The sequence below is a fragment of the Nocardia sp. NPDC058705 genome (assembly GCF_042749305.1).
Lineage (GTDB): Bacteria > Actinomycetota > Actinomycetes > Mycobacteriales > Mycobacteriaceae > Nocardia.
On record NZ_JBHYRN010000002.1, the window covers coordinates 370,269 to 396,058 of the forward strand.

At 66.7% G+C, this 25,790-nt stretch carries 29 protein-coding genes and 1 pseudogene; 10 read left to right on the forward strand and 20 right to left on the reverse strand.

Annotation, left to right across the window (positions count from 1 at the left end):
- Positions 1 to 116 precede the first annotated feature (116 nt).
- The 8 genes from ACFW6D_RS04865 to ACFW6D_RS04900 form a co-directional block, all read right to left on the reverse strand.
- Positions 117 to 1,337, reverse strand: a complete 1,221-nt coding sequence (locus tag ACFW6D_RS04865; protein ID WP_379324816.1) for a cytochrome P450 — start codon at positions 1,335 to 1,337, stop codon at positions 117 to 119.
- On the reverse strand, positions 1,334 to 2,587 hold the full coding sequence (locus ACFW6D_RS04870; RefSeq protein WP_379233654.1) for a cytochrome P450: 1,254 nt from the start codon (positions 2,585 to 2,587) through the stop codon (positions 1,334 to 1,336). Before ACFW6D_RS04870 ends, ACFW6D_RS04865 begins: the two co-directional genes overlap by 4 nt.
- A complete protein-coding gene (locus ACFW6D_RS04875) occupies positions 2,584 to 3,126 on the reverse strand; it encodes an ATP/GTP-binding protein (RefSeq protein ID WP_379325041.1) in 543 nt (180 codons plus the stop codon). Before ACFW6D_RS04875 ends, ACFW6D_RS04870 begins: the two co-directional genes overlap by 4 nt.
- A gap of 52 nt (positions 3,127 to 3,178) precedes the next feature.
- On the reverse strand, positions 3,179 to 3,523 hold the full coding sequence (locus ACFW6D_RS04880) for a DUF742 domain-containing protein (protein ID WP_379324818.1): 345 nt from the start codon (positions 3,521 to 3,523) through the stop codon (positions 3,179 to 3,181).
- A complete protein-coding gene (locus tag ACFW6D_RS04885; protein ID WP_379324820.1) occupies positions 3,520 to 3,930 on the reverse strand; it encodes a roadblock/LC7 domain-containing protein in 411 nt (136 codons plus the stop codon). The genes ACFW6D_RS04880 and ACFW6D_RS04885 overlap by 4 nt, the downstream gene beginning before the upstream one ends.
- Positions 3,927 to 5,339 carry a sensor histidine kinase gene (locus tag ACFW6D_RS04890; protein WP_379324822.1) on the reverse strand — a complete coding sequence of 471 codons (1,413 nt, stop codon included), beginning with the start codon at positions 5,337 to 5,339 and terminating at the stop codon, positions 3,927 to 3,929. The genes ACFW6D_RS04885 and ACFW6D_RS04890 overlap by 4 nt, the downstream gene beginning before the upstream one ends.
- Before the next feature lie 198 nt (positions 5,340 to 5,537).
- Positions 5,538 to 6,743 (reverse strand): SGNH/GDSL hydrolase family protein, encoded by a 1,206-nt coding sequence (locus tag ACFW6D_RS04895; protein WP_379324824.1) that lies wholly within the window; start codon positions 6,741 to 6,743, stop codon positions 5,538 to 5,540.
- Positions 6,744 to 6,816: 73 nt separating this feature from the next.
- A complete protein-coding gene (locus ACFW6D_RS04900) occupies positions 6,817 to 7,224 on the reverse strand; it encodes a RidA family protein (RefSeq protein WP_379324826.1) in 408 nt (135 codons plus the stop codon).
- A 36-nt stretch (positions 7,225 to 7,260) separates the two neighbouring features.
- On the opposite strand from ACFW6D_RS04900, the gene ACFW6D_RS04905 reads away from it, so the two are divergent.
- Positions 7,261 to 7,869: a TetR/AcrR family transcriptional regulator gene (locus ACFW6D_RS04905; protein WP_379324828.1), complete on the forward strand. Its 609-nt coding sequence runs from the start codon at positions 7,261 to 7,263 to the stop codon at positions 7,867 to 7,869.
- A 1-nt stretch (position 7,870) separates the two neighbouring features.
- Here ACFW6D_RS04905 and bla read toward each other — a convergent pair whose 3' ends face one another.
- On the reverse strand, positions 7,871 to 8,761 hold the full coding sequence (bla, locus tag ACFW6D_RS04910) for a class A beta-lactamase (RefSeq protein WP_379325043.1): 891 nt from the start codon (positions 8,759 to 8,761) through the stop codon (positions 7,871 to 7,873).
- 195 nt (positions 8,762 to 8,956) lie between these two features.
- Here bla and ACFW6D_RS04915 point away from each other — a divergent pair, with 195 nt between their 5' ends.
- From ACFW6D_RS04915 to ACFW6D_RS04925, 3 genes and pseudogenes are all read left to right on the forward strand, one after another.
- The gene (locus ACFW6D_RS04915) at positions 8,957 to 9,832 is read left to right on the forward strand and encodes a LysR family transcriptional regulator (protein WP_379324830.1); all 876 of its coding nucleotides are present in this window, start codon (positions 8,957 to 8,959) and stop codon (positions 9,830 to 9,832) included.
- A complete protein-coding gene (locus ACFW6D_RS04920; protein ID WP_379324832.1) occupies positions 9,829 to 10,854 on the forward strand; it encodes a serine hydrolase in 1,026 nt (341 codons plus the stop codon). The genes ACFW6D_RS04915 and ACFW6D_RS04920 overlap by 4 nt, the downstream gene beginning before the upstream one ends.
- A 108-nt stretch (positions 10,855 to 10,962) precedes the next feature.
- Positions 10,963 to 11,259: pseudogene (locus ACFW6D_RS04925) on the forward strand (hypothetical protein); the annotation flags it as partial.
- A gap of 197 nt (positions 11,260 to 11,456) precedes the next feature.
- Here the strand turns inward: ACFW6D_RS04925 and ACFW6D_RS04930 are convergent.
- Positions 11,457 to 11,816 carry a hypothetical protein gene (locus ACFW6D_RS04930; protein ID WP_379325052.1) on the reverse strand — a complete coding sequence of 120 codons (360 nt, stop codon included), beginning with the start codon at positions 11,814 to 11,816 and terminating at the stop codon, positions 11,457 to 11,459.
- Between ACFW6D_RS04930 and ACFW6D_RS04935 the strand changes: the two genes are divergently transcribed.
- A complete protein-coding gene (locus ACFW6D_RS04935) occupies positions 11,749 to 14,793 on the forward strand; it encodes an arabinosyltransferase domain-containing protein (RefSeq protein ID WP_379325045.1) in 3,045 nt (1,014 codons plus the stop codon). The two genes, ACFW6D_RS04930 and ACFW6D_RS04935, sit on opposite strands and share 68 nt — an antisense overlap.
- Before the next feature lie 114 nt (positions 14,794 to 14,907).
- Here the strand turns inward: ACFW6D_RS04935 and ACFW6D_RS04940 are convergent, their stop codons facing one another.
- Positions 14,908 to 15,480 (reverse strand): PIN domain-containing protein, encoded by a 573-nt coding sequence (locus tag ACFW6D_RS04940; RefSeq protein ID WP_379233674.1) that lies wholly within the window; start codon positions 15,478 to 15,480, stop codon positions 14,908 to 14,910.
- 9 nt (positions 15,481 to 15,489) lie between these two features.
- The gene (locus ACFW6D_RS04945) at positions 15,490 to 16,023 is read right to left on the reverse strand and encodes a helix-turn-helix domain-containing protein (RefSeq protein ID WP_379324834.1); all 534 of its coding nucleotides are present in this window, start codon (positions 16,021 to 16,023) and stop codon (positions 15,490 to 15,492) included.
- A gap of 229 nt (positions 16,024 to 16,252) precedes the next feature.
- Here ACFW6D_RS04945 and ACFW6D_RS04950 point away from each other — a divergent pair, with 229 nt between their 5' ends.
- Complete coding sequence (locus ACFW6D_RS04950; RefSeq protein ID WP_379324836.1) at positions 16,253 to 16,687, forward strand: hypothetical protein; 435 nt, start codon at positions 16,253 to 16,255, stop codon at positions 16,685 to 16,687.
- A gap of 56 nt (positions 16,688 to 16,743) precedes the next feature.
- A complete protein-coding gene (locus ACFW6D_RS04955) occupies positions 16,744 to 17,163 on the forward strand; it encodes a hypothetical protein (protein WP_379324838.1) in 420 nt (139 codons plus the stop codon).
- A 226-nt stretch (positions 17,164 to 17,389) separates the two neighbouring features.
- Here the strand turns inward: ACFW6D_RS04955 and ACFW6D_RS04960 are convergent, their stop codons facing one another.
- The 4 genes from ACFW6D_RS04960 to ACFW6D_RS04975 all read right to left on the reverse strand — a co-directional run bounded on the left by ACFW6D_RS04960 (position 17,390) and on the right by ACFW6D_RS04975 (position 19,535).
- Positions 17,390 to 17,845, reverse strand: coding sequence for a hypothetical protein (locus ACFW6D_RS04960; RefSeq protein ID WP_379324840.1), 456 nt, complete (start codon positions 17,843 to 17,845; stop codon positions 17,390 to 17,392).
- Positions 17,846 to 17,983: 138 nt separating this feature from the next.
- A complete protein-coding gene (locus tag ACFW6D_RS04965; protein ID WP_379324842.1) occupies positions 17,984 to 18,280 on the reverse strand; it encodes a hypothetical protein in 297 nt (98 codons plus the stop codon).
- Between the two features lie 168 nt (positions 18,281 to 18,448).
- Positions 18,449 to 18,766 carry a hypothetical protein gene (locus ACFW6D_RS04970; RefSeq protein WP_379324844.1) on the reverse strand — a complete coding sequence of 106 codons (318 nt, stop codon included), beginning with the start codon at positions 18,764 to 18,766 and terminating at the stop codon, positions 18,449 to 18,451.
- Positions 18,767 to 19,253: 487 nt separating this feature from the next.
- Positions 19,254 to 19,535: a hypothetical protein gene (locus tag ACFW6D_RS04975; protein WP_379324846.1), complete on the reverse strand. Its 282-nt coding sequence runs from the start codon at positions 19,533 to 19,535 to the stop codon at positions 19,254 to 19,256.
- 204 nt (positions 19,536 to 19,739) lie between these two features.
- On the opposite strand from ACFW6D_RS04975, the gene ACFW6D_RS04980 reads away from it, so the two are divergent.
- Positions 19,740 to 20,078, forward strand: coding sequence for a metalloregulator ArsR/SmtB family transcription factor (locus ACFW6D_RS04980; protein ID WP_379324848.1), 339 nt, complete (start codon positions 19,740 to 19,742; stop codon positions 20,076 to 20,078).
- The gene (locus tag ACFW6D_RS04985) at positions 20,075 to 20,833 is read left to right on the forward strand and encodes a DUF2071 domain-containing protein (RefSeq protein ID WP_379324850.1); all 759 of its coding nucleotides are present in this window, start codon (positions 20,075 to 20,077) and stop codon (positions 20,831 to 20,833) included. Before ACFW6D_RS04980 ends, ACFW6D_RS04985 begins: the two co-directional genes overlap by 4 nt.
- 103 nt (positions 20,834 to 20,936) lie before the next feature.
- Here the strand turns inward: ACFW6D_RS04985 and ACFW6D_RS04990 are convergent, their stop codons facing one another.
- From ACFW6D_RS04990 to ACFW6D_RS05000, 3 genes are all read right to left on the reverse strand, one after another.
- Positions 20,937 to 21,311, reverse strand: a complete 375-nt coding sequence (locus ACFW6D_RS04990; RefSeq protein ID WP_379325047.1) for a nitroreductase/quinone reductase family protein — start codon at positions 21,309 to 21,311, stop codon at positions 20,937 to 20,939.
- A gap of 420 nt (positions 21,312 to 21,731) precedes the next feature.
- Positions 21,732 to 22,295, reverse strand: coding sequence for a nuclear transport factor 2 family protein (locus ACFW6D_RS04995; protein ID WP_379324852.1), 564 nt, complete (start codon positions 22,293 to 22,295; stop codon positions 21,732 to 21,734).
- A gap of 103 nt (positions 22,296 to 22,398) precedes the next feature.
- Positions 22,399 to 23,487, reverse strand: coding sequence for an alpha/beta hydrolase (locus tag ACFW6D_RS05000; RefSeq protein ID WP_379325049.1), 1,089 nt, complete (start codon positions 23,485 to 23,487; stop codon positions 22,399 to 22,401).
- Positions 23,488 to 23,859: 372 nt separating this feature from the next.
- On the opposite strand from ACFW6D_RS05000, the gene ACFW6D_RS05005 reads away from it, so the two are divergent.
- On the forward strand, positions 23,860 to 24,960 hold the full coding sequence (locus tag ACFW6D_RS05005; protein ID WP_379325051.1) for a metallophosphoesterase: 1,101 nt from the start codon (positions 23,860 to 23,862) through the stop codon (positions 24,958 to 24,960).
- Between the two features lie 117 nt (positions 24,961 to 25,077).
- On the opposite strand, the gene ACFW6D_RS05010 is transcribed toward ACFW6D_RS05005, so the two are convergent.
- Positions 25,078 to 25,782, reverse strand: a complete 705-nt coding sequence (locus tag ACFW6D_RS05010) for an LppP/LprE family lipoprotein (RefSeq protein ID WP_379324854.1) — start codon at positions 25,780 to 25,782, stop codon at positions 25,078 to 25,080.
- Between the last annotated feature and the right edge of the window lie 8 nt (positions 25,783 to 25,790).

The window sequence follows — 25,790 nt, forward strand, 5'->3', positions numbered from 1 at the left end:
CATTCGGGGGGGCTCAAAACTTCTATCTCTTTGACTTTGCGGGGGCTCAATTGGGCCTTTTAAGACTGGGGGGGTGCGCCCGGCCCTGTTCGATCGCCGGGCACGACGCGCGCCAGTCAGTTCAGGATGATCGGCAACGCGGCCAGATCGTTCTGCGTGAGCACCGGCAGATTGCCGATCTCACTGTCGGGCACCGCAAGTCGCAGCGCCGGGAAACGGGCGAACAGCGCGGGCAGCGCGATCGCGGCTTCCAGACGCGACAGGGCGGCGCCGGGGCAGATGTGCGGGCCGTAGCCGAATGCCAAGTGGCGGTTGGCCGTCGAGCGGGTCACGTCGAAGTCGTCGGCGGTCTCGCCGTGCACCGTGGTGTCGCGGCCGATGGCCCGGTAGGACATCACCACGCCCTCCCCCTTGGCGATCACGGTGTCGCCGACGGTGATGTCCTCGGTGGCGAAACGCATCAACAGGTGCGAGACCGGGCCGTCCCAGCGCAGCGACTCCTCGATCACCTGCTTCCATTCCACGTCGCCCGCAAGGACTTTCGCCAGCTGCTCGGGTTCGGCGAGCAGCGCGCGCACGGTGTTGATGATCAGGCTCACGGTGGTCTCGTGCCCGGCGGCGACGAGGGCCTTGATATTGCCGATCGCCTCTTCCTCGGTGAGCGGCTCGCCGCCCTCGTCGGCGGTGATGAACGCCGAGGTCAGGTCGTCGGCGGGGTTCGCGATCTTCTGCCGGACCAGGTCGGTGAAGTACACATCGAGGCCGCCGATCACCTCGAGGCGCTCGTCCTGCGGGGTCATCACCGAGAAGAACTTCTTGTACCAGTCGAGCAGCATCGGGTGATCCTCGCGCCGCACGCCCATCAGGTCGCCGACCACGCGCATCGGCAGCGGATAGGCGAAGACCTCCTTGAGGTCGACCGGCGCACCGTCGGCACCCGCGGCCTCGAGATCGTCGAGCAGGTCGGCGGTGAGCCGCTCGATCACCGGACGCAGCTCCTCGAGCCGGCGCGGGGCCAGCGCCTGCGCGGTCTTGAGCCGCAACCGGCGGTGCTCCGCGCCGTCGACACTGAACATCGAACGGTCGACGAGGACCATCCCGATCAGCGGCCACTGGGTGGTCACCACGCCGTCGGCGTACAGCGACCACGCGTTGATGTCCTTGACCAGCCGGGGATCGGTGGTCAGCTGGCGCGCGATCGCGTGATCGGTGACGGTCCAGGCGGGCACGCCGAGCAGGTCGATCCGGGTGATCGGGCCGAGCTCACGAAGTCGGGCGGTCTCCCCGTTGAGGTCACCGACCATGGGGTCGATGGCAAAGGGGCATTGGGAACTCACGAAAAACCTCCGACGGGTCGAACTGGTGTGAAACGAACGGGCAGTGCGCTCATGCCCCGAAGGAAAGCCGAAGGTCGCCGGGTGAGTTGGTCGGCGGGTACTGCCAGGTCCATATCCGGGAGCCGGTCGAGCAGCACCTCGATACCGGTCCTGGCGATGATCTCGGCGATCTGCTGCGCCGCGAACGGGCAGCGGTATTCGCCGTAACTGAACGCGAAGTGGGCGTTGTTGCCGGTGGGGACCGAGCCGCCCTCGGAAAACGATTGGCGCACATGCGGATCGAGATTGGCTGCGGCGAGGCCGAGCAGCAGCATGTCACCGGCGCGAATCGTCTTGTCACCCAAGCGAGTATCGCGCGCGGCCCACCGACCGGCCAGGATCGAGGTCGGGCCCTCTTCCCAGAGGACTTCGCTCATGGCCTCGCCGACGCTGCGCCTGCCGCCACCGAGGGCGTTGGCGAAACGGTCGTCGGTGAGCATCAACCGCATCGACGTGCCCAGCCAGTCGGCGGTGGGCAGATGGCCCGCGGCGGTGATCGCCATCAGGTCCATCATGTATTCCTCGTCGGTGAACGGCTCGGGATCGGCCAGCATCAGCGACACCAGATCCCCACCGGGACGGGCCTTCTTGGTCGCCAGCAGCCGTGCCATGTGCTCGGCGAAGCGGGCGTGCCCGGCCTGGGCGTCGGCGCCGCCGTCGGCGAGCATCTTGATCACCAGGGCGAGGTCGTCGGCGTCGGCGTCGGGCATGCCGAGGATGCGCGACAGCGCCAGCACTGGCAGCTTCACCGCGAATTCCGCCATCAGGTCGGCAGTCCCGCGACCGCAGAACCCGTCGATGAGGCGGTCCGCGATTTCCTCACAGGCCCTGCGCAATTCGAAGTGGTCGACCGCGTCGAGAGCCGGTTCCACCATCGCCAGGTGTCGGCGATGTTCGGCGCCCGCGGTGAAGTAGATCGAGGGCATGGGTCGCCCGACCATCGGCAGCAGCGGCCAGTCCTCCGGCACCCGGCCCCACTGGTTCCACAGCGAGACATCGCGCGGGAACAGCAGCGGATCGCTGGTCACCTGATGCAGTTCGCGGTAACCGATGATCAGCCAGGCCGGGAACCCACCGGGCAGCTCCACGTGCACCACGGGCCCGTGATCGCGGCGCATCCGCCGATAGACCTCGTGCGGTTCGATGTGGAATTCCGGGCCGCTCAACGGCACCGCGCCGGTGATCGGGCAGGCGCCGGTGGGTGTGCTCATGAGACGGTTTCTCCCTGCGAGACAGCGGAATACAGGTGCTCGACCAGTGTGATCAGCACCTGCTTGCTCGATTCGCGCGAGCGCGCGTCACACATCACCAGCGGCACGGCCGGATCCAGATCGAGGGCGTCGCGCACCGCCTCGGGCTCACGGGCATCGCCGAAGTCGTTGCAGGCCACCACGAACGGGGTGCCCTGATGTTCGAGCCGGTCGATCGCGTACCAGGAGTCGCTGATCCGGCGCTGGTCCACCAGCACGATCGCGCCGAGCGCGCCCGCGAACAGCCGGTCCCACAGGAACCAGAACCTCTGCTGCCCAGGCGCTCCGAACAGATACAGCACGTGTTCGTCGTCGAGAGTGATGCGGCCGAAGTCGAAGGCGACGGTGGTGGTCGACTTGCCCGGCACACCGCTGGTGTCGTCGACACCGGCGCTCACGTCGGTCATGGTGGCCTCGGTGTCGAGTGGCCTGATCTCGCTCACCGACCGCACCAATGTCGTTTTACCGACACCGAATCCGCCGATGATCACGATTTTCAACCCGTGCTGTGCCGTGCTGTGCAGCGGCGCTCCAGCCCGCTCGGGCACGTTCTCAGAGCTTGCGAAGTCCAACGAGCACCTTCTCGAGGGTGGAAGCATCCAGCGACATCGCCGCCGACAGCGGTGGGCGCACCGTGATCTTGCCCGCGGCGAGCAGATCCGACAGCACAACCGTCGCGACCCCGACGGGAAGGCGCAGCTCGGCCGCGATCTCCACGACCGCGGTCGGCGCCCGGCACATGTCGAGCACCGCGACCTGTTCCGACGACATGCCCACGCTCGGCGCCGACTCGCTCACCACGAGGGTGACCAGGTCGAAGTCCTCGGTCATGGGCGCGCGGCCGCCGGTCAGGGTGTAGAAGCGGTCGGGATCGTCGTCGCGACCTGCCCTGATCACTCGATCGCTCCGCGGCGTGGCTGGGCCGCCAGGTGCTCGCCGAGCTGTTCGACCAGCTCGTGCATCGTGTGCCCGACCAAGCCGGCGTCGGCGTCCTCGGCGGCCACCACCGCTAAGTGCGCGCCACGTCCCGCCTCGACCACGAACAGGATGCCGCCGTAGAACTCGGTCATCGACTGGCGAACTCCGCCACGCCCGTCACCGAACTCGACGGAGGCCCCGTGCGAAAGACTCTGGAACCCGGCGGCGATCGCGGCCAGCTGATCGGCGCGGTCGATATCGAGTTCCGGTGTGTGGCAGATCTTCAGTCCGTCACCCGAGAGCAGCAGGGCGTGCCTGGCGCGCGGGGTGCGGGCGAGCAGCTTCTCGAGCAGCCAGCCGAGGTTGGCGGGGGCGGTCGTGGTCATCGGTCCTCCAGTGGGTCGACGGGTGCGGCGGCGTTGCCCGGTTCGTGGCTGGTGAGGTTGCGGCCCGGCGCGGAACGCTGAAAAGCGCCCAGCGCAGTGGGTTTGGCCGGTGGCGCCGCGGCGGTGGGGGCGCTGGTGAGGCCTTCGGGGTGAACTCGAGCCAGGGTGTCGCCCCTGCGACGTTTCGGCAGCGAGGGTGTGGTGCCGTTCGACTCCGCTCGCGCGTGTTGGCCGAACGGCTCGACCGCGTCCAGTGCGCCCGTGTCTTCGCCGGAATCCATGGTGCCGGTGGCGGTCCTGCGCGGAATGGGACTGTCGAACTGGCTCAGCGTGGTGGATTCAGCGACGCGTGGTGCCGTGACCGCCGGGCGACTGCGACGTTCGGCCCGTGCGGTGAGCTCACGAGGAATGACGACGACCACCGCGGTGCCGCCGATCGCCGACGGCCGATACGACACGGTGAGTTCGTGTTTGCGCGCCAGGTGCCCGACCACGGCGAGCCCGAGGCGGGTGCCCGACAGCGAGGCCAGGTCGGCGCCCTTGCCCTGGTGATCGCGCCCGGACACGGCGGCTTCGGCGCGGCGCAGCGCGGAGTCGCTCATGATCAGACCGCTGTCCTCGATCGTGATCACCACGCCAGCAGGCACTTCCGCGGCGTAGACGTGTACTTCGGTGGTGGGCGGGGAGAAGTTGCACGCATTGTCGAGCAGTTCGGCGAGGGTGTGCATCACGCCTTCGGCGGCATGCCCGGCAACACCGACCTCGGCGATCGCCCGCAGTCGCACGCGCTGATACCCGGCCACCCGCCCCATCGCCCCACGCAGAATCGATTCCATCGCAATCGGTTTCGCCCAGCGGCGCCCGGTTCGCGCACCCGACAGCACCGCGATGCTGTCGGCGAGGCGGCCCGCCTGGGCGGTGCGGTGGTCGATATGGAGCAGGTCGGTGAGCACCCTCGGGTCGGCGTGGCGGTGTTCCATCTCCCGCAGTTCGGCCAGCATGGAGGTGGTCATCGCCTGGATGCGGCCCGCGGCGCCGGCGAACGCCGACAGTGCGGCCGCGCCGCGGCGCGAATTCTCCTGGGCTTCCCACGCGTACGCGGCGGTGTGCTCGTCCGCCTTGGCCAGACGTGCGGTCGCCTCGGCCACGGTGTCGGCCAATTGCTGTTCGGCTCGTCCTGCCGCGGCCAGGCTCGCACGCGCCTGTGCGCGCTGACGCAGGGCGTACCAGATTGCCGGGCAACCGATCAGCGCCGCGGCGAGGGCAGCGGCCAGTACCGGAATGCCGACAGCGGGCGGCGCGAGCACCGCGGTCACCGCGGCGATCGCCACCACGGCCACCCCGGCGCCGAGCACCACGGATCCGGCGTTGTCACCGGATTCCGCCGGTTCGGCAACTGTCTGCGCCATCAGCGGCACTTCCGCAGTACTCACAAGCCCCCTGCCATCAGTGGTCTTTCAAACACGCAGCAAGGCAGCCTGTTTCGAAGGTGGAGTCGAGCATATCGAGCCCCCGCCCTACCTGCCACTCGACCGATCAGGGTTCACCGGCCGTTGGGGTACGGGTCAGTATCGGACCTGGTCGTGCCAGCTCCGGCGAGACGGTGATCACGTGGTCAGCGCGGGTGCGATGGCCGTGGCGATCGCGCGGTAACCGGAATCGTTGGGGTGCAGGTGATCACCGCTGTCGAACGCGTCGGCGAGGCGCGTGCGATCGCCCGGTGCGGCAAGGGCCAGTTCTAGATCGACCACCTTGTCGAAGGCTCCCGCCTCCCGTATCCAAGTGTTCACCTCGGTGCGCAGGCGCTCCTTCTCCGGCGAGAAGAACGCCGACCCGGCGAAGGGCAGGATCGTCGCACCGATGATGCGCACCCCCGCCGCTCGCGCCTGGGCGATCAAGTCTCGATACCCGGCGATGAGCTGTTCCTTCGACACCTGCGGGAAGACGATGCCGTCCGGACCCGGGTTGCCCGCGAGACCGATGTCGTTGATGCCGATCAGGACGACAGCGGTACCGACGCCCGGTTGGTCGAGCACGTCACGGCGGAAACGAGCGATGGCACTGTCGCCGAGGACGGTCGAGTCGGTGATCAGTCGGTTGCCGCTGATTCCGGCATTCACCACCGGACCGTGATAGCCGGCCGCCGCGAGCAGGTCGGGATAGCGCTGGTCGGTGTCGGGGGTGGAGCGGAAGCCGTCGGTGAGCGAATCACCGAAGGCCACGGTCACATCAGCTTCGCTGGGCCGGAGCGTGTCGACACCTGCCAGGTAGTACCAGGACTGCGATTTTTCGGTGAAGTGCGTTGCCGAAGGATCCGCGACGTGATCGCCGGGTGCCCGGTACGCGGTGGCCAGCGCCTGCCCGTGCTGGGTCGCGGGGCCCGTGGGGTAGGTGAAGTAGAGCGTTATCGCCACCAACGGCCCCACGGATTCCACTGCATCGGTGACTGTTTCGGCACCCGGGGCCACCACGAAAGCGGAATCCCCACCAACAGTCAACACCCGCACCGATTCCGGGACAACGGCTGCGCCACCCGCACTTCGCGCAACCGTCGCCGCCGCGACCGGCAGGGGATACTCGCCATAGCGGTTCGACAGCCGAATTCGGACTTGCGGCCCGTCCTGTGACAGCCGAACCACTTGTCGCACAGTCTGTTCGGAAAACCCCATCGCCGACCAGTTCTGGTAGATGGGGTACTGGACAGCGGTAGCCCAGGCACTCGACCAGGTGGGTTCGGTGTCGCGCACACCGAATGCGACCACGACCAGCGCGGCTACGGCGGCGACAGGCGCGGCGATCCAGCGTAGGCGCAAGGTGTTCCGTTCGATCAGGGTGAGAACATCCTAGGTGCCGTTGTCCCTCGACAGCGGCGAACCCTGGGATGTCTCAGTCGAGCACGGCTGTCGCCTCGACCTCGACGAGCAGATCCGGCTCCCCGAGCGCGGCGACCCCGATCAGCGTGATCGGCTTGACCGGATCGACCCCCAACTTCGCCGCCGCCCGCGCCACACCCTCGCCGAGCAGCGGGAACTTCTCCGGGCCCCAGTCGACGACGTAGATCGTCAGCTTCGCGACATCGTCGAACGAACCGCCGACGGCCGCGAGCGCGGTGCCGACATTGAGGTACGCCTGCTCGACCTGGGCGGCGAAATCGTCTGTGCCGACCGGGTTTCCGTCGGCATCGCGGGCGACCTGTCCGGCCAGGAAGACCAGGCGCGAGCCCGTCGCGATCGAGAGCTGTCGGTAAACCTCCGGCTTAGGCAGCCCGTCCGGATTCATCAGTTCCACAGTCATGCCCAATACCATAACGCTGTTATGTAATATTTCGCTATGGCCAGGACGAAGAATCTCGCGGTGCGCTCGATGCTGATCGACAGAGCCGCGCTGCTGCTGCGCGAGCGGCAACCCGTCACGCTGCGGGGTCTGGTGGCGGGCACCGAGGTGTCGACCATGGCCGTCTACACCTACTTCGACGGCATCGACGGTCTCTGGCGCGCGGTCCGCCAGGAAGGTTTCACCCGCCTCGCCACCCGCCTGACCGAGGTGCCGACCACCGACGACCCGGTCAACGACCTGGCCGCCCTCGGCAGCGCCTACCTGTCCAACGCCCTGACCAACCCCGACCTCTACCGGGTGATGTTCGACGCCGGCTTCGACCTCGAGGACGCCGCAGCCGCCGACGCGACCCTGCATCGCCTGGTCACCGCCGTGCATTCGGCCAAAGCCATCGGCCGATTCCGCGCCGACATCGACCCGCTGGACCTGGCCACCCAGAGCTGGACCATCGGCCACGGTCTGGCCGGCCTCGTCGCCACCGGCCCCCTGCCACCCGCGGCTCTGAACTACGGAATCCCTATGCTCACAGCACTGTTCGTCGGGGCCGGTGACGATCCGCAACGTTGCACGCAGTCGGTCACCGCAGGCTGGCGCATCGAGTGAGTTACCGGAGTTCGCCGACTGCGGCCCTCGTCGCCTCCGCTACGAGATCGTTGGATGGTTCCGCGTTCTGGTCGGGCTTGGTGGTCAGGACCGCGAGGACCAGGGGTTGGCGGCCAGGAGGCCAGGCGATGGCTACGTCGAGGGCGGAGCCGTAGGAGGGGGTGCCGGTTTTGTCGCCGACCTTCCAGTCGGCGGGCAGGCCCGCTTTGATGCGTTTGGCGCCGGTGGCGCTGGCGAGGAGCCATTCGGTGAGTTGGGCGCGTTCAGGGGCGGCGAGGGCGGTGCCGAGGACGAGGGCGCGGTAGTCGGCGGCCAGGGCCGCGGCGGTGGTGGTGTCGCGTTCGTCGCCGGGGACGGCGGTGTTGAGTTCGGGTTCCCAGCGGTCGAGGCGGGTGACGGTGTCGCCGAGCGTGCGCAGGAAGGCGGTGAGGCCCTCGGGGCCGCCGAGCAGTCGCAGGACGAGGTTGCCCGCGGTGTTGTCTGAGACGGTGATCGCGGCGTGACAGATCGCCGAGACGGTCATGCCGGTGTCGACGTGCTTTTCCGTCTCGGGGGAATTCACCACGATGTCGGCGGCGGTGTAGTGGATGACCTGCTCGAAATAGCCCGTGGCCAGCGGATGTGCCTGCAGCAGTGCGCCACACGCCAAGCCTTTGAAGGTCGAGCCCATCGCGAAGCGTTCACCCTCGCGGTAGTCGACGGTCGCCCCACTGCCGGTGTCGACGACCGAGAGTCCTAGGCGGGCACCGTATTTCGCCTCCAGATCGGCGAAGACCGGAGCGGCGGAGGCAGTTGTCGACGTACTCGGCGCCGGTTCGACATCGTTGCTCGAGCAGCCGGTGAAAGTCACGGCCGAGGCCGCGAGCACGAAGGCGGCGATCCGGGTTCGCAGGAGGGGCTTCGGTGCGGTGGAAGTCACCGGTGCACAACATCACCATCGGCCACTTCGAGGCCAATATCGGACAGCACCCTGAACGAGTCGCACTCGATATCACCGCAGGTAGACACCGGTAAACCTATTCCGAAGGCTGATCGCTTCCGCCTTGTCATGGCCGATCGTCCAAGTCGCGGCAAGCGCGCTGGTTCAATGGCCGATATGGATCTGATCCGCCACCTCCGGTTCTTCGTCTCCGTCGCGGACGAGGGCCACTTCGGGCGGGCGGCAGCGGCGCTTGACATGACCCAACCACCCCTGTCCCAGGGATTGCGCCGCCTCGAGCAGCATCTCGACGTCGAACTGATCCGCCGCACCAGCCAGGGCGCGCTGCTCACCACCGCGGGCAGACACCTGCTGCCCCGCGCCCGATTGCTGGTCGACGACGCCGACCGGTTGCTCGCCGAATCGCAGCGGATCGCCCAACTCAGCGGCACCGTGCGATTCGCGGCGACGAGCGCGCTGCCCGACCGCCTGGTCACCGCCTGCGTCACCGGCCTGCGCGCCGCCGGTGGGAGTGTGGCGACGACGCTCGGCACGACCGTCGACCTGGTCACCGAGGTGCGGGCAGGCGTGTGCGATGTGGCGGTGATCGAACATCCCGCGCTGGTCGACGGTGTCGAGGCCGGACCGGTGCTGAAGTTGCCGCGCTGGTTGGTGGTGCCCGCCGATCACCGCACCACCACCACCGAACGGCCGACGTTCCCGATGCTCGCCGGGCTGTATTTCGCGCACCCACCCCGCGCGGCGAACCCGCCCGCCTTCGACAGCATTGTCGATCTGCTGCGCGAACGCGGGCTGGACGCACCGCCACTCGCGGCGTCCGACGATCGGGCGGTGTTGGCCGCGGTTGCTGCCGGAACGAGCTTCGGCGTGACGGCCACACCGCCGACACCCACACCGGGCGTGGCGTGGCTGACTCTGGCTCCGCAGTCGATTGCGGTGCGGGTCAGAGTGATTCGTCGCCCCGATGCCGGGACATATGCCGACACGGTGGACCGGGCGCTCTATCGCGAGCGGCTGCGATGACCACCTTCGGCGCGGCGAGTGCGGGCGGTCGACGAGTCCCCGGCTCGGTCGACGCGGGCCTCAGTAGATCCGGGCGGACCGACGTGGGACCAGGCGGTTCGAGCACGACGATCTCCGATGGTGCGAGAGCTCCTGAAGCGCCGGCTTCGCGGATCCGTGCGGTGTTCGCGGACGCGGGCTGTGCCGGCTGGTTGCACGCTCGCAGGTGCGACGGGTCGCCAGGCGAGGTCTCCGTCGGTGGACGCGACCGTGTGGTGTTCGCGTCGGTGTACAAACTGGTGTTGTTCGCGGCGTTCTTGCGCCAAGTCGATCGGGGGCAGATCGATCCGGCCGGGCGGCTCACCATCGACCCCGCCGACTGCACGCCCGGCCCGACCGGCATTGCGGCACTGCATGATCCGGTCACACTGAGTCGCCGTGACTTGGTGACATCGATGATGACGGTGTCCGACAATGCCGCCGCCGACGTAATCCTCGGCGAGGTCGGTCTCGCCGCGGTGAGCGACCTCGTCGACGAACTCGGCCTCACCGACACCCGCATCGTCGGCGGCACCGCCGACCAGTACCGCAGCCTCGTACGCGACACCGATACCCACAGCACCGCAGAGGCTTTCGCCGCACTTACCGACAACGACGAGGCGTGGACCGTCGCCGCCTACGACCCCTCCTACGCGAGCGCGACGACCCCCGAGGAGATGACCCGCTTCCTGTGGAAATTGTGGTCAGGCGACATATTGTCTACGGCGAGCACAGCATTCGCGCGCACGGTGATGGGCAAGCAGATCTGGCAGCATCGCATCGCCGCCGCCTTCCCGCATCGCGGAGTCCTCGTGGCGGGAAAGACCGGCACCATCGGCGTGATCCGCAACGAAGTCGCCGTGATCGAGTTCCCCGGCGAAACACCGGTCGCGGTAGCGGTTTTCACCCGGGCTGCCCGTGCCGACCCGATGCTGCCGGTGGTCGACGCCGCGATCGGTGAAGCCGCCCGCATCGCCGTCACCGAACTGCGCCGCCCGCGCTAAGGTGCACGACCATGGCTAGCATCATCGCTTGTGGGTGGAGATTCTTCCGGCTTCGGCCGACTGCGGAAATTCGGGATCGCGGCGGGGGCGCTGGGTGTAGTGCTGGCGGTGGCGACTCCGTTGCTGCCGGTTCAGCAAACGCGCGCGAGCCTGGATTGGCCGCAACCGCAGTCGATGCAAGTCAGCGCACCGCTCGTGGGGTACGTGCCGCTGTCGCTCGACGTGAGCATTCCGTGCACCGCCCTGCGCGAGATGACCGGCGGGACCGTGCTGTCCACGGTTCCGGCGCAGGCGCCGCGGGCGGGGTCGAAAGGCCTGGTCGCGCGCATCGAGGACCGGCCGGGAGCTGGGCGGACGCTGTCGGTTGTGCTGCGGGACAAATTGTTGCTGAGTGCGTCGATCGTAGATATCGCGGGGAGCCAGGCACAGGGCGGCGCCCCGGCTTCCGTCCCTGAGGGGCAGATCCCACCCACTGGACCTGTCCCACCGGGGACCGGCAGCGTCCCCCCACCCGGCGGTCCCACCGAGGGAAGCGCTCCGCCGAACGCCGGGCCTCCAACCTCTGTCGGCGCCGGACCGAACTCCGGGGTTCCAGGTGCCGGTCAGCCTCCGGGGTCGCCGCCTCCGGGCAGCGCTCCCCCATCGGGCAGCGCACCGCCGAGCGGACCCAACGGCGCGCCACCGTCGAATTCGGCGGGACCGGGCGCCAGTCCGCCTCCGAGCACTCCTCCGGCCGGCAGCTCGCCCCCGGCCGGGGCCCCCGGTGGGCCGCCTTCGGGTTCCAGTCCGTCGGTGGGCGCTCCGCCTGCGGGCAACGCTCCCGGGAGTGCTGCGCCGTCGACCGCCAACCCGCCTACCGGTCCGAGTGGCGGGCCCGGCGCTGCGCCCGGGAACGTGCAGCCGGCGGCATGCGGTGCGTTGACGGTCGTTTCGACGGCGTCGAGCACGACAGCCGAACTCACCGGCTTGAAGCGGGCGGACGGCTCGCCGATGAAGACGACGGTGGACGCTGACGTGCGACCACAGGTAGTCGGGGTCTACACCGAACTGGATCGCGGGCGAATGGGCGATGCGCGCCTGCACGCCGAGATCGACGCGCGGTTCTCGTCGAGCCCGAGCGGCTGGAAGCTGGCAGCGATCATCGGGGCCGTGCTGTGCACGCTCCTCGCGCTGATCTGCCTGCACCGCAGCGATACTCGCGACGGTCGACGAGCGCGGCGCGTACTGCCCGCCCGCTGGTGGCGATTCACCGGCCTCGACGCGACGGTCGCGGGCACATTGGTGATCTGGCATGTGATCGGCGCCAACAGTTCTGACGACGGCTACATCCTGACGATGGCGCGAGCCTCGAAGGAAGCCGGTTATACCGCCAACTACTACCGGTGGTTCCAGGTCGCCGAAGCCCCGTTCGGGTGGCCGTACGAGGTGCTCGCGCAGATGACCCGGGTCAGCGAGACCGGTCTGTGGATGCGGCTGCCCGCGCTGCTCGCCGGGTTCGTGTGCTGGCTGGTGCTCAGCCGGGAAGTGCTGCCGCGCTTGGGTTCTGGTGTGCGAGCCAGCCGCGTGGCCCGCTGGACAGCGGCACTGGTCTTCCTGTCGATCTGGCTCCCCTACAACAACGGCCTGCGCCCCGAACCCCTCATCGCGGTCGGCGCCCTGCTCACCTGGTGCTCGATGGAACGAGCGATCGCCACCCGTCGCCTGCTACCCGCCGCCGTCGCGGTGCTGATCGCCGCGTTCTCCCTCGCGGCTGGCCCCACCGGATTGATCTGTGTGGCAGCACTATTGGCTGGTTCAAGGCCGGTGCTGAGGACAATCGTCGCCCGCGCCACCCCCGATTCGGGCGGCAAGCCCACGTTCCTGCGGCTCGCCGCGCTCGTAGTCCCGATCGTCGTCGCGGGCACCCTCGTGCTGGTCGTCGTCTTCGCCGACCAAACCTTGTCGACCGTCCTGGAAGCCACCCGCGTCCGCCAACTCGTCGGCCCCGACATGTCCTGGTTCGAGGAACGCACCCGCTGGGATTCCCTGCTCTCGGTGAACCCAGACGGCTCCCTCGCCCGCCGCTTCGGCATCCTCGCCATGCTGCTGTGCCTCATCGTCGGCATCATCACGACCCTGCGCCACGGCCGCATCCCCACCACCGCCCGCGGCCCGGTGACGCGCATCCTCGCCGTCGTCTTCATGGCCCTGCTCCTGATGATGTTCACCCCCACCAAGTGGACCCACCACTTCGGCGTCTACGCGGGACTGGCCGCCGCTCTAGCCGCGATCACCGCGGTAGCCCTCACCCGCACCAACTACCTCCGAACTCTGTTCGCCGCCGCAGTGCTGTTCCTGCTCGCCGTGAGCTTCACCGGCTCCAACGGCTGGTGGTACGTCTCGGGCTACGGAGTCCCCTGGCCCGACCGCGCTCCGTCCATCAGCGGCATCGAGGTATCGACAGTCTTCCTCGCTGCAACAGCGATGGCCCTACTCGCGGCCCTCTTCCAGTACTACTCGGCGCCCGTGGCGAACACCGGTGCCGAGCCGGTCGGCGGCAGCGATGGAATCGACGGCGAAATCCGCAGCGGAGGCGCTGTCCACTCTGCTGATCGCGTTGATCGCCGCCGCAGCGGACCGTCTCGCAGGATCCCGGCGGTTGCGCCGCTGACGATCGCTGCGGCAGCCATGGTGTTGTTCGAAGTGGGATCGCTGGCAGTGGCGGGCATTTCGCAGTATCCGGCCTACTCCGTCGGACTGTCGAATCTGCGTGCGCTGACCGGGGATCAGTGCGCAATGGCTGACGAGGTTCTTGTCGAGACCAACACCGCGGACTCGTTGCTCGCCCCGATCAACGGAACCGTCGCCGAGGGGTTGGCCGCCGAGAACACCGGCTTCACCCCGAATGGCGTCGGAAGTCTCGCTCCCGATCCCGGACCCGGCCAATCATCGGCCCCGCCGTCAGGTTCGGGCCCTGCACCGGGTGGAGGTGGCGCGCCCGGTGGACCAGGCGGGGCACCGGGTGGTCCCGGCGGCTCAGCTCCTGGCGGTGCGGCACCGGGCGGTACGAACGGGTCGGCACCCGGTGGCGCACCCACCGGCCCGCCGGGAGCCCCCGGTCCCGCTGTCCCTGGCGTGAACGGCAGCACAGTGGCATTGCCGTTCGGACTCGCTCCGGAGCGGACACCTGTGCTCGGAAGCTATTCAACCGGCGAACCGCAACGCACCCAACTGACAACCCAGTGGTATCGCTTGGATCTCGCTGCTGCCCACCAGAATCCAGCTCACAGAGTGCTGGTTCTGACAGTGGCCGGACGAATCGAGTCCACCGCGCCTGACGGTTCACGCATGCCCGGCCAGCGACTGCGGGTGGAGTTCGCCCGCCATACCGAGGACGGAACCTCCACCGTCCTAGGCGAATTGGCGCCACCGACAGTCGGCGGAGCCCCAGGCTGGCGCAACCTCCCGATCGACCTGGACCGAATCCCCGCAGGCACCACAGCAGTTCGCCTCATCGCCGACACCAGCGAGCCCGACCCCATGCAGTGGCTCGCGATCACCCCACCCCGCCTACCCAAGCTGTCGACCCTGAACACCGTCGTCGGCACCTCCGACCCCATCCTCACGGATTGGCATGTGGGACTGGCCTTCCCCTGCCAACACCCGTTCGACCACCGCAACGGCGTAGCCGAGATGCCCATCTGGCGAATCCAACCCGACAAACTCAACGCCCAGGTCTCCGAAACCTGGCAGGGCGAAACCGGCGGCGGCCCCCTCGGCTGGACCACCATGCTCATGCAATCCCGCACCATCCCCACCTACCTGACCAACGACTGGACCCGAGACTGGGGCGAACTCCAACGCCTGACCCGCACAGTCGCCGCTCCCTCAGCAGAAATCACCACCCACACCGAATCCCGCTGGGGCACAACGAACGAAAGCCCGATAAAAACCAACTAATGCGGCCGCCTCACTCGACACCCGTCCGCGGTCGTCCGACCCCGATTGCCCTTAACCAGGGTCGGACGACCAGCACTGCAGCCACTCGACAGCCCACTTCCGCCACAACAGCGGTCAGCGAATTGCGCTCAGGAGCTCAACAGCTTCATTCATGCGATACCGCGATGCGAGAATTTTCAGGGCTTCATCCGTTGTGACCACCGGATTTCGGTATCGACGCAACATTGTCCGCAGCGCCAGCAAGGCGGTTTCCGGTGATACTGCAACAGTGTCAGCGGCGAACTGCGCCGCAGACCGCACACAGAGTCCTTCTGGCAGAAGATCTTTGGGAAAGTCGCGCAGGTTGTCGGTCACGATCGCCCCGGCGCCACCAACGACAGCTGCTGCCGCGACATGTTCGTCATTCGAGTCGGGTAGCCCGAACGATCCATCGAGGGGCTCCCAATTCATGACCAGTGCGTCGTCGAACCTCGATTCGAGAACCTCGATCAACTTGCGGGCACGTGAGGCTGCTGACAGTTCGTCGTCGCCGCGGCCGACGAGCTTGGCCTGTTCACTCAGCTCCAATTCCAACAGGATTCGCTCCGACCACAGCGGCCGGTACAACCCTTCGACCGCGAGCGACAGCAGAAAGTCGCGTTGCAGACTTGGCCAGAGAACACACGTGTCGAGCAGTACCGCGAACACCGACCCCCCTCAGCTGTTGCGCTTACCCCGGTACCGTTCTGCGGCCAGGTGCCGCGCCTCGCGTAGGTGGCGCTCTACGTCGGCGGGATCTTCCTCGATCGAGACATCGACCGCGGTTTCTGCCAGTGCGTCGTATTGACGGCGGCGGCGGGCCTCGCGGTAGTCAAGAACGTCGTCCAACTTCAGCCGGTGGCGGGTGCCTATCCGCTCGGCGGGTAGTTCGTTCTTCTCGATCAGCCGCTTCACCGTAGGCCTGCTGACCCCGAGCAGGTCGGCGGCCTGCTGAGACGTCAAGGTCATGCTGTGCGGCGCGATAGTGACCGCCCGACCTGCGAGCAGTGCCGCAACCACCTGTTTCAATGCTTGGTGAACATCGGCGGGCAGCTCGATTCGGTCACCCTCGTCGGTTCCGACCAAGGCATAGCTAGGCTTCGCGGCGGCACCCCAACGACGCTCGTGGGCTTCGAGAAAGCTCATGACGGGGGCCAGTCGCTCACCGTCATCGGGCAGGAATGTGCGTTCCTCGAGCGGTTGTGTTGTCAAGACACCTCCTCAGGCAAGCGTACGTTTCGAAACCAGTTTCGATTCGTTCGAATAATACCACGCACCGGAGCTAGAATCGCCCATGACGCCGAGGCAACTGTTCCTTCGGCTGGGCGCCGATCGTCGACGGCAGGTCCACCTATCGCTCTGCGAGGATGCCCTGCTGACGTGGACCGTTTACGTCCAGGAAAGACCCGCCCCGCTTCGCTACCGAGACTCGGTGGTCGGAATGCGACACCACGTCGATGTCGACCTGCCGAGCCATGCCCTTCGCGCAGCTCGGGCCGGTGTCGATAGCACGGATATCGGCGGCCGCTATCTCGAGCCCATCACCGCGCTGCAGGACGACGATCTAGCCTTCCCCGACTCGGTCGAGCTCGCCTACTACGCGATCTACAACTGTTTTCGCAAGTATGTCCGCGGCGACGACTTGGATGACCGCCCATCACCCGCGTCACGGCATTTCAGTGCGTGGTCAGAGCGCGGCGTCACGGACGCGAACTCTCATCCTGTGCAGAACGAGCACGCGCAACGTGGCCCTCCTGAACAGGCGCCCTCACCGGCAGACGCGGACGTCCGAGACCGCCCGCCCAGCGCCAATACAGGATGGATCGCGCAGGCGGTGAGCGAGAAGGATAGGTTCAGGCCGTGGGACATTCGATAACGGCGCTCATCGTGCCCGGATTTGCACACGAGGGCGCGGCCACCCGATGGGACTTGATGCCGACGCCGTTGCGCAATGAACTGACCCTCTTCCCATTGACACACGAATACACCGCGTACTGGCAAGCCACACAAGGTGTTGCGGAACAGATCGAACGGTCTCCCGACATGCCCAGACTCTTTCCCACCGAAGGCGTCGTGCGAGTCATCGCAGCCGATCTCACAGCCCGGAGCCATCCCAGCTTCGCCCTGGTCTACACGGACTACTTTGCTGGAGTCGGTGACCAGTGGGCTGCCACATGTGTTGCGGGTGGCGCGATCCGCTCCGTTTCAACCATCAATGCCGCGCTCCGCATGATCGGCGTCACCGCCACCGCCGGGTTGGACGAATTCGACACCATCGGCCTCGGTCGCCACCGATCTACACCCGAGTACCTCGACCGCTACATCGACCTTTGCGACGAACTGGGTGTGTGATCCGTCCGTAATTCGGCAGAGACGGACGTTCGTGAGCACGCCCAGCGGCTAGTTGGAACGGGCTTCGTGTGACCGAGCGTCCGAATCAGAGGCTGCGACTGCCCTGGTCGGGGCTGCATTGAACAGAGTTCGTCGAGCGCTGGTGCATTCATGTCCCCTGACTTCGATGACATCACACTCGACACAGGGTGGACCTTGCTCACCGGCCAACTGCGACTCGGGCATGTCATTCGTGGGCGGCGATTGCGGCATCGAGGTCCTGGACAGCTTTGTCGTACCGATTGCGGTCGAACAGAAATGGGCCGAATGCGGCGCAGTCACGAGTGGTGCGATACGGCTGTTCGAAGTGGTCCCACACAACAAGGCCGCCGGTCGAGGTTATGCGCGTCAGCAGCGGCCAGCAGCCCAATTCCCCACAACTGCAAGCAAGTACGGGAGCCTTCTGTCCCATGGCGAGGCGAGAGGATCCGTGAAAATGCTCCATCGCTGACTCGAACCGGACGAACAAGGGTACGAGGCCACCGTAAGCGTCGCCCACAGGCTCCATGTCGGCGCTGATTTCGAAGGTGTCGACGAGATCGGTCAGAGGAATGGTATCGATGTGGGGCATGATCTGGTGGACGTCGGTGGGTCCGGGCGGTCCTGGCCGATATTCGAAGCCGATCGTGCTGATCGCTGTCAAACGGTTGCGCTGCAGGCGCTTTCGATCTCGGGTTATCGACCCAACACCCGCATGACGCCGCGCGCCGGAGTTCTGGGCCCTGCGGGGAATCACCGACTGAGGCGCACGACGCCCTTCCCAGTTGAAAGAATCACGGCGTCAATGTATCCACCGCGCGCCCGTCCTGCAACAGTGGAGGCCCTCTGCGGCGCCGGCCGGTTCGAAACGCATGGTCTGGCTCGTCCCAGTGATCACGCTTCTGGCCGAAGCGGCCGCATCGCCAGTCTGGACCACCACCTGCCCGGCAGACTTTCCGGAGACGTACTGCGCTTCTTGCCCGATAGCCTGCAACAGCTTGTTGCGAGCATCTGTGGCAGCAGATACCTCGGCCACGGCGAGGGTCGGCGGGATCTCTCCCAGGTCAGTGACTTCGGGTGTGGCTTGCTCGTCAGACATCGCAACACCTCCTCCTGGTCGGCTGATACCGACCGCGACAGAAGGTCCCACAGTGATGCTGATCTTGGAATCGGTTGCGCCTCGCGTGATCCAACCGCCGGTGCACGGTAGTCGGCCTGGATGCGGACGTTCGTGACCGCTCGATAGGCGGCATCGACTCGACCCCGCCTAGGGGCGTCGCACGGTGAAAATGCGGGTAGCCTCCACGCTGGTTCCGTTCGCGGTCGTTTGCGTCACCGAGAGCCGCACCTGCCCCGGGTCCGCCTCCAGCTCGGAGAAATCCCGCACGACCCATACATCGGCGGTGATTCCCTCCGGTGGCGTGCCGACGCTGGTGCCGAGCCCCAGCAGAGGGATGTTTTTCGTTTTCGCTGTCACTTTTACTGTCGCGCCGGGCAGGCATGTGCCGCCGATCGTGGACCGCCGGTCGACAACAGCGCCTTCGGCGGGACTGGTGATCGTCGGTGGGGGTGGGATCTCAGCCATGGATTATTTCCCTTCCAACAGCACGGATACGTGCAGCTTCGGACCGAATGATCGACCGCAGCAGAAGATTACAGTGCTACTGCCGGTTGCTCTCCGGTTTCCAGCACAACAACGCGCTGTCCAGCCCTACAGCAATTTGTCCCAGTGCCACGCGGCATTTGTCGTGCGTTCGCACCGAATCGCGCGGGTCGCGGCCTCCGGGCATTCAAGGCGTCGAGGGCCCGCACATACGCGGGTGGACTGCATTCGGTTTCATCGGTGAAAATATCCATCGGCCCGGGTTCAGTCATCTACACCGGCGGTTTTGCCGGCCTTCCCGGATATCCCGTGTTCTGGGACTTCAGATACATCGTGCTCAACGACGACCGTCACGGACTGCTCCTGTTCGGGAGCGCATCGGACTAGTCCCACGGATACGGGTATGCCCCGCACGGAAATCGGCATGACCGTGCGGCGCTCAGCTCGCGACTGGTTTCGGTTCGCGCCTCTACCTATCCACTTCTTCGGGATCTATGGCCACGGTCAGCTCGTAACCGCCGGACTCGTCCAGTTCGATCCGGCTTTGACGCACAGGCGCAGCACCTTCGGCGGGGCCTGCGGTGTACTGCGCGATGAGGTTTCCCGACGCGTGCACGACCACGATTGCCGCGGGTATGGCGGTGCCATCGCTCGCGGTGAAGGCGGTTGTTCCGTCCCCGTCGGGAGCCGTGTGTCCGATGGTGACCAGAGCCGGACCCTTCGAATTGGATGTGGCTTGCTCGTCGAACATTGTGCTGCCTCCTTCTGGCCAGCGGGTGCCCAACCGACACAGATGGTCCCATAACGGAAACCGGCACACTTCAAGATCGGTTGCGTCCCAATCTATTTGAGCCACCGGTGCGCGCTCGTCAGGCGGCGGTATGACGGGTGACATTGTCGACACCGCCTGTCGCAGCCCTTGTTCGCTATTTAGCTAGAGTGCTAAATTGCAAACATGACCGAGATCGCCCCTGCCGACGAAGCGGGAGTATTCCGCGCGCTGGCCGATTCGACGCGCCGCCAGATCTTGGAGGACCTCCGCTCCGGCGAGTTGACCGCGGGTGACATCGCCGCGAGATTCCCGATCAGTGGCCCCTCGATCTCCCGGCATCTGGGTGTGCTCAAAGCCGCCGGGCTGGTCCGGGAGCGCCGAGACGCCAATCGAATCTTCTACTCGCTGGTCGAGGAGCGCCTGGCGTTGGGCGTCGGCAGATTTCTGAGCGTCATCTGCCCCGAACAGGTCATCGTCAGGCAACGCAGAGCCCGCAACACCAAGAACGAGGAACTCGGATGAGACCACCGCGAATGTCCAGCGTCATAGAACGACGCCTGCTTGTGAACTACCGAGTCGACCCCGCGATCGCCGCAACCCTGATGCCGCCGACAATGCGACCGCAATTGGTCAACGGCTGGGCGGTCGCCGGCATCTGCCTGATCCGCCTCGGACAGTTCCGGCCCAGTGCGCTACCCGGCTGGGCCGGACTGCGTACCGAGAACGCGGCGCATCGCATCGCGGTCGAATGGGATGGCCCGCAGGGACCCGCGACCGGTGTATATATCGCACGTCGCGACAGCGGCTCGCTGATCAACGTTCTGGCCGGTGGGCGACTCTTTCCCGGCGAGCACAATGCCGCGCGGTTCGACGTCCGCGAAACAGCACAGGACCTCCACGTCGCCTACCGCACCCGCGACGAAACCATCTCCGTGAGTGTGGACGTCCGGACCACCGAGCGATTCCAGGGCAGCGAATTGTTCGCCGATCTCGGGCAGGCATCGGAGTTCTTCAGGCAGGGCTCGGCCGGATTCTCGGCCACCCGAGGCGGCCGACGTCTGGACGGGCTCGAGCTCCGAACAGACGCATGGCAGGTCGAGCCCGTCGACGTCCGATCCGTTCGGTCCACGACCTTCGACGACCCGGACCGGTTCCCGCCGGGCAGCGCGGAACTCGACTGTGCGCTACTGATGCGCCAGGTACCGGTGACCTGGCGGCCCCTGCAACCTCAGCATGTCGTTGCCGACTACGCCACCGACGGGCCCAGCGCCCGCTGAGAAGCAGCGTCCGCCATCCGATTCGGACATCGACCAGCGGCACCGACACTCGCCCATCGGCAGAAGCGGATGCTTCGGACGGTGGTACGAGAGGTCGCCCAGCTCAGTCCAAGTCGATGCGAACGCTCAGCAGATCGGTGCCGAACGCTCGGACGACTGCACTGTTGGCCCGCGGCAGCTCGCGCAGCCGAGCTCGCGCATCGTCGCCGGGCACCAAGTGAGCGGTACCGGAGTACCACCGACCACGAATACGCAGCCGAACACGGTTGTCCACCTGAATGTTTCGGATGTATTGGGACTTCTCGCCGAACTCGGAAACGAGCCAGAACGAGTTGCCGCTTCGGCGACCACCGATCGGCGTGATCCGCGGCTGACCACTCTTACGCCCCGTCGTTTCGAGCAAGGTCTGAACCGGCAACCGACCCAGGATCGGGTTACCGATGTACCGTTGCACTGTCGTTACCACACGGTGTTGCAGGGTCACGACCTCAATCTAGCGAAGTGTCAGTTCGATTGTCGGCCAACATAGATCAGCGCAAACTTACCCGCCGACCTGATTTCAGCGACACATGCGCGGTAATCGGCATGAGCGCGAATACCCAGCGGCCGGAAGTTGCACGGCCCGTTGATCTTCCACGCTCATGCGGTGGCCGGTTCGAGACGCGCGGGTGGCGGCAGAAGAGTGCGTTGCACGGCGACAGCCCACCTGGTTTGGATGCGCGCCGGAGCCGTGCCCCGTCAGTCGCTCTGTCAGCGGAACCGCGGGTGCTACGGCAGCTCGAGACTGAGCCCGACCTGATAGTCACCCGCCCCAACCGAGGAGTCACACCGCGGGCCGCACTTCCGCGGTGTGACCAGCCGACATCATCGACTACGCCGAACCGTGCTGAGCGGCGGATCAGGTCGGCAGAGTGCCTGTGGACCAAAGAGGTTGGGTTTCGACGCGGGAGAATCGCCAGCCTTCGGTGGTGCGGACGGCCTCGAATCGATAGGGCCCTCCCGATGTGAAGAGGGGTTCGGGCGCCATCCTGCCCGCCACGGCAACGGTCGGAAAAATCGTGAAGATAGTGTTCGCCCTGACCGCTGCCCGGTCGCTCTCCAGGTCGATCTGCACATTGCTGATGTAATGCGACTCGTGCCGTTCGCTCGAGTAATTCCGGCTGGCCAGCGCGATCACGGCTTCACGTCCCCGCGCCTCGCCGCCAGGCGACTTGGCTGTCACGTCTGCGGTGTAGATCGTGGTGAAGGCATCGAAACGGCCTTCGTCGACGGCGGCCGTCAGGCGATCGACCAATGCTTGGATCTCCTGACGGTCCAGCAGTTCTCGCAGTTGACCACGTAGGGAATCCTGCTCGGTCGCGGCGGCACCGGTCGAGCAAGCGGAGGCCAGCAGCGCCGTTGGCAAGGCGAGCATCAGGAGCGTTCGGCGGAGCCGGGCGGTGGAAGGCGGGTTGTTCGTCATGCGGCAAGCCTCCAACCCTGACGCAGCGTCAAGGTCAACTGTCAGCTTTTCGCCCGAACTGCCGCTGTCCAGCAGGATGGCGGCAGTTCGGTTGGGGCGCAGGTTATTTCGGCGGCTCGCCACCGGCGGGCGGTCCACCAGCCGGGGGGCCGTCGGCGGGCGGAGCGCCGCCGCCGGGGGGTGTCGCGCCGGCGGGCAGCGGCTTGCCGATATTGCGGGCCATGTCCGGCATGAGGCGAATGGCTACCTGTTCCCAGGTGCCCCAGTTGTGGATGCCGATTTCGGGGAAGTCGTAGCTGACGTTCTCGTAACCCTGTGCGGTGATACGCTTTTCGAACGAGCGGGTGTTGGCGAGGGCGATCGCTTCGAGGGGCATGCCCTGGGTGATCGCGTCGATCGAGGACAGGTCCTGGTCGGCGGGCTTGGCGCTGCCTGCGGAGACATAGAGGCGGGTGTTGTTCGCGATCAGCTTGTCTACGAAGCCGTACGGGTCCATCCGCATCCACTTCTCGCTGCCCGCGGGTGCCATGGCTTCGATGTTGTAGCCGCCGCTGGCGATCATCGCGCCGCCGAGCGCCTCACGCATGCCGGGCATCGACATGTGCAGGTAGCCCGAGAGCGAGCCCGCGTAGGTGAACTGTTCGGGGTGGTAGGCCGCCATCAGCATCGCCGCGCTGCCACCGCTGGACAGGCCGACCACACCGTTGCGGGTGGAGCTGAAGCCGAGGCGGGACTTCATGGCTTCGGGCAGGGTTTCGGTGATGAAGGTTTCCCACATGTATTTGGTGGTCTTGCCCTGGGTGTCCTCCCAGCCGCCGATGGCAGAGCCGGAGTCGGCGCTGGGCAGCATCGAGCCGTCGGGGTTGACGCCGTTGAAGCTGCTCGGCTGCTCCCAGTCGGCGTAGAAGCTGGACTGCCCGCCGACCGGCATCACCACGTTGATGTTGAATTTCGCCATCTTCGCGGGGATATCGGTGTGCTTTTCCCAGCCGTTGAGGTCGTCCTCGGCGCGTTCGCCGTCGAGCAGATAGACCACCCGATCGGTGTTGCCGTCGGCCGCCCGGATGATCCTGGTGTTGATCTCGCCCATCGAGGTGTCCACCCGGAAGTCGATGGCGGACGGGTCGGCATCGGCGGCCGCGGGCGCCATCGTCGCACCGAACGGCAGCACCGCCACCACGGCACCGGCCATGGCCCGCCGCAACAGCCCGGATCGGTGTCGGCGCTGGTGCGCCCCTCCCACGATTACGCCACGCATGATCGGTGTTCAGACCTTTCGCTATATGCGGCCACGCCGCGTCCCCACTCCACCCGCTGCGGTAGGAAACCTGCGAACGGGGCCTGCCGGGCAGCATAGCGCGCCCCTGACTCCTGGGGCGTATCCAATTGTGCAGTGAGACAGCCCGCTTCGTTCCAGCGACCGATAGCTCTGCCTCATCAGCCGAGGTCCGCGGGTTCTAGGACATGGTCGCTGCGGACCGAGCGCTACGCTGGAAGTCGATTCGTGGCCGCGCCCGGCCGCCCTGCCCAGAACGGGACCGCCGTGAAGTTCGCCGTACGCCTGATGTTGTTGTTGCTGGTCCCCGCGCTGATGTTCGGGCTGCCGTGGTGGATGTTGGTCTCGGCACCGACCGGTGGCAGCGGGGCACTGTTCTGGATCGGGACGGCGATCTGCCTGGCGGGCGCGGTGTGCTTGCCGCTGGCGATGTTCCTCGGGCACGGGCCCGCGCAGTCCGACCCGGCGGTGATCGTCGGCGACACCCTGCTCGGGGTCGTGTGGGTGGTGTTCTCCTGGTCGGTGATCGGGGTGTTCGCGCGGGGCGCGCTGGCGGTGGCCGGGGTCGACGGCGCGCAGATCGTGGCGGTCGGGGTGCTGGTCACGTCGGCGGTGCTGATCGGGTGGGGCGTGTTCGAGGCGCGGCGGGTGCCGCGGGTGCGGACGGTCGATGTCGCGATTCGCGGGCTGGCCGAAGGTTTGGACGGGTTGCGAGTCGTGGTCGTCACCGACACTCATTACGCCGCACTGAACCGGCAGCGGTGGTCGGAGCGTGTGGTCGAGGTGGTCAATGCGCAGCGACCCGATATCGCTTGTCACGCAGGTGATCTCGCCGACGGTTCGGTCGCGAGACGCCAGGCCCAGGTCGATCCGCTCGGCAAGGTCGAAGCCCCGCTGGGCCGGTTCTACATCACCGGTAATCACGAGTATTTCGGTGACGCGCAGGGCTGGATCGACTACATGGCCTCGCTCGGCTGGCAGCCGCTGCACAACCAGCACAGCGTCCTCACCCGCGACGGCGACCGGCTCGTCATCGCCGGCATCGACGACCCGACCGGTGTCGGGCTGCCCGGTCACGGCCCCGACCTGCCCGCCGCGCTGACCGGCGCCCCCGACGTACCCGTGGTCCTGCTGGCCCACCAGCCCAAACAGATCCTCGACAGCGCCGCGGCAGGGGTTGCGTTGCAGATCTCGGGCCACACCCACGGCGGCCAGATCTGGCCGTTCCACTATCTCGTCCGCCTCGATCAGCCGGTGGTCGCCGGTCTGAGCCGACACGCGAACAACACCCAGCTCTACACCAGCCGCGGCACCGGCTTCTGGGGTCCGCAACTGCGGGTGTTCGCGCCGAGCGAGATCACGGTGCTCGTGCTGCACCCGGAGCGCTGATTTTTTCCCTGAACCGCGCCGACTCCGACATCAGCTTCCGACGACGCCTACTCCGACTGGCTGACACACGAGTCGCCCATTCACGCAACGTGAATGGGCGACTCGTTCATGCGTGGATCAGCGGTGCGGCTGGGTGACTTCCGTCGGCAGCGGACCGCTCATCACGACATTCGAACCGTTCCACGAGTAGGTGATCGTGGCAGGACCACCCTGGGGCGCGGCGAAGGGTTCGTCACCGGCCAACCAGCGGTATTGCACAGTCGCGGAGGTGAGGTTCGAACCCGTCACCGTGGTGAAGGCGTACGGCTCGGAAGTTCCTGTACCCAAATACTTTCCGTCGTGGAAGAACAGCACGTGAATCGGAGCTCCGGCCGAATTGCCGCCGATAGCGCGCACCCACAGCAGCTCACCGCACATGCCCGGCTCATTGGCGGAGGCCTGACCGGCGACCCAGCTTCCGGGCAGGCTCGCGAGCGCGTTCTGCACGCCGGTCGAACCCGTGTCGATGCAGCGCCCCGGGCCGCTGATGTTGTTCGCGGGCGCGGGAGCGGGCGCGGCGGTGGTATCGGGTACCGGGATAACCTCGGGAACCCCAGTGGCCGAAGGTTTTTCGACCTCCGGTGCGGTGGTGGCGCCGGGTTGCGGAGCGGGCTCGATCGCGCTGGGCGGTTCGACCACCGGCGCCGAGGTGCGCACCGTCGACGACGCGGCCGTCGAGCGTGAGGTCGATGTCGTTGTGCCGGAACCACTCTCGTCAGTGCATCCTGCGACCATTGCCGCGGCGACGGCGACCAGTGCGCTCATCCGAACTGCGTTCTTCATGGTTCCTC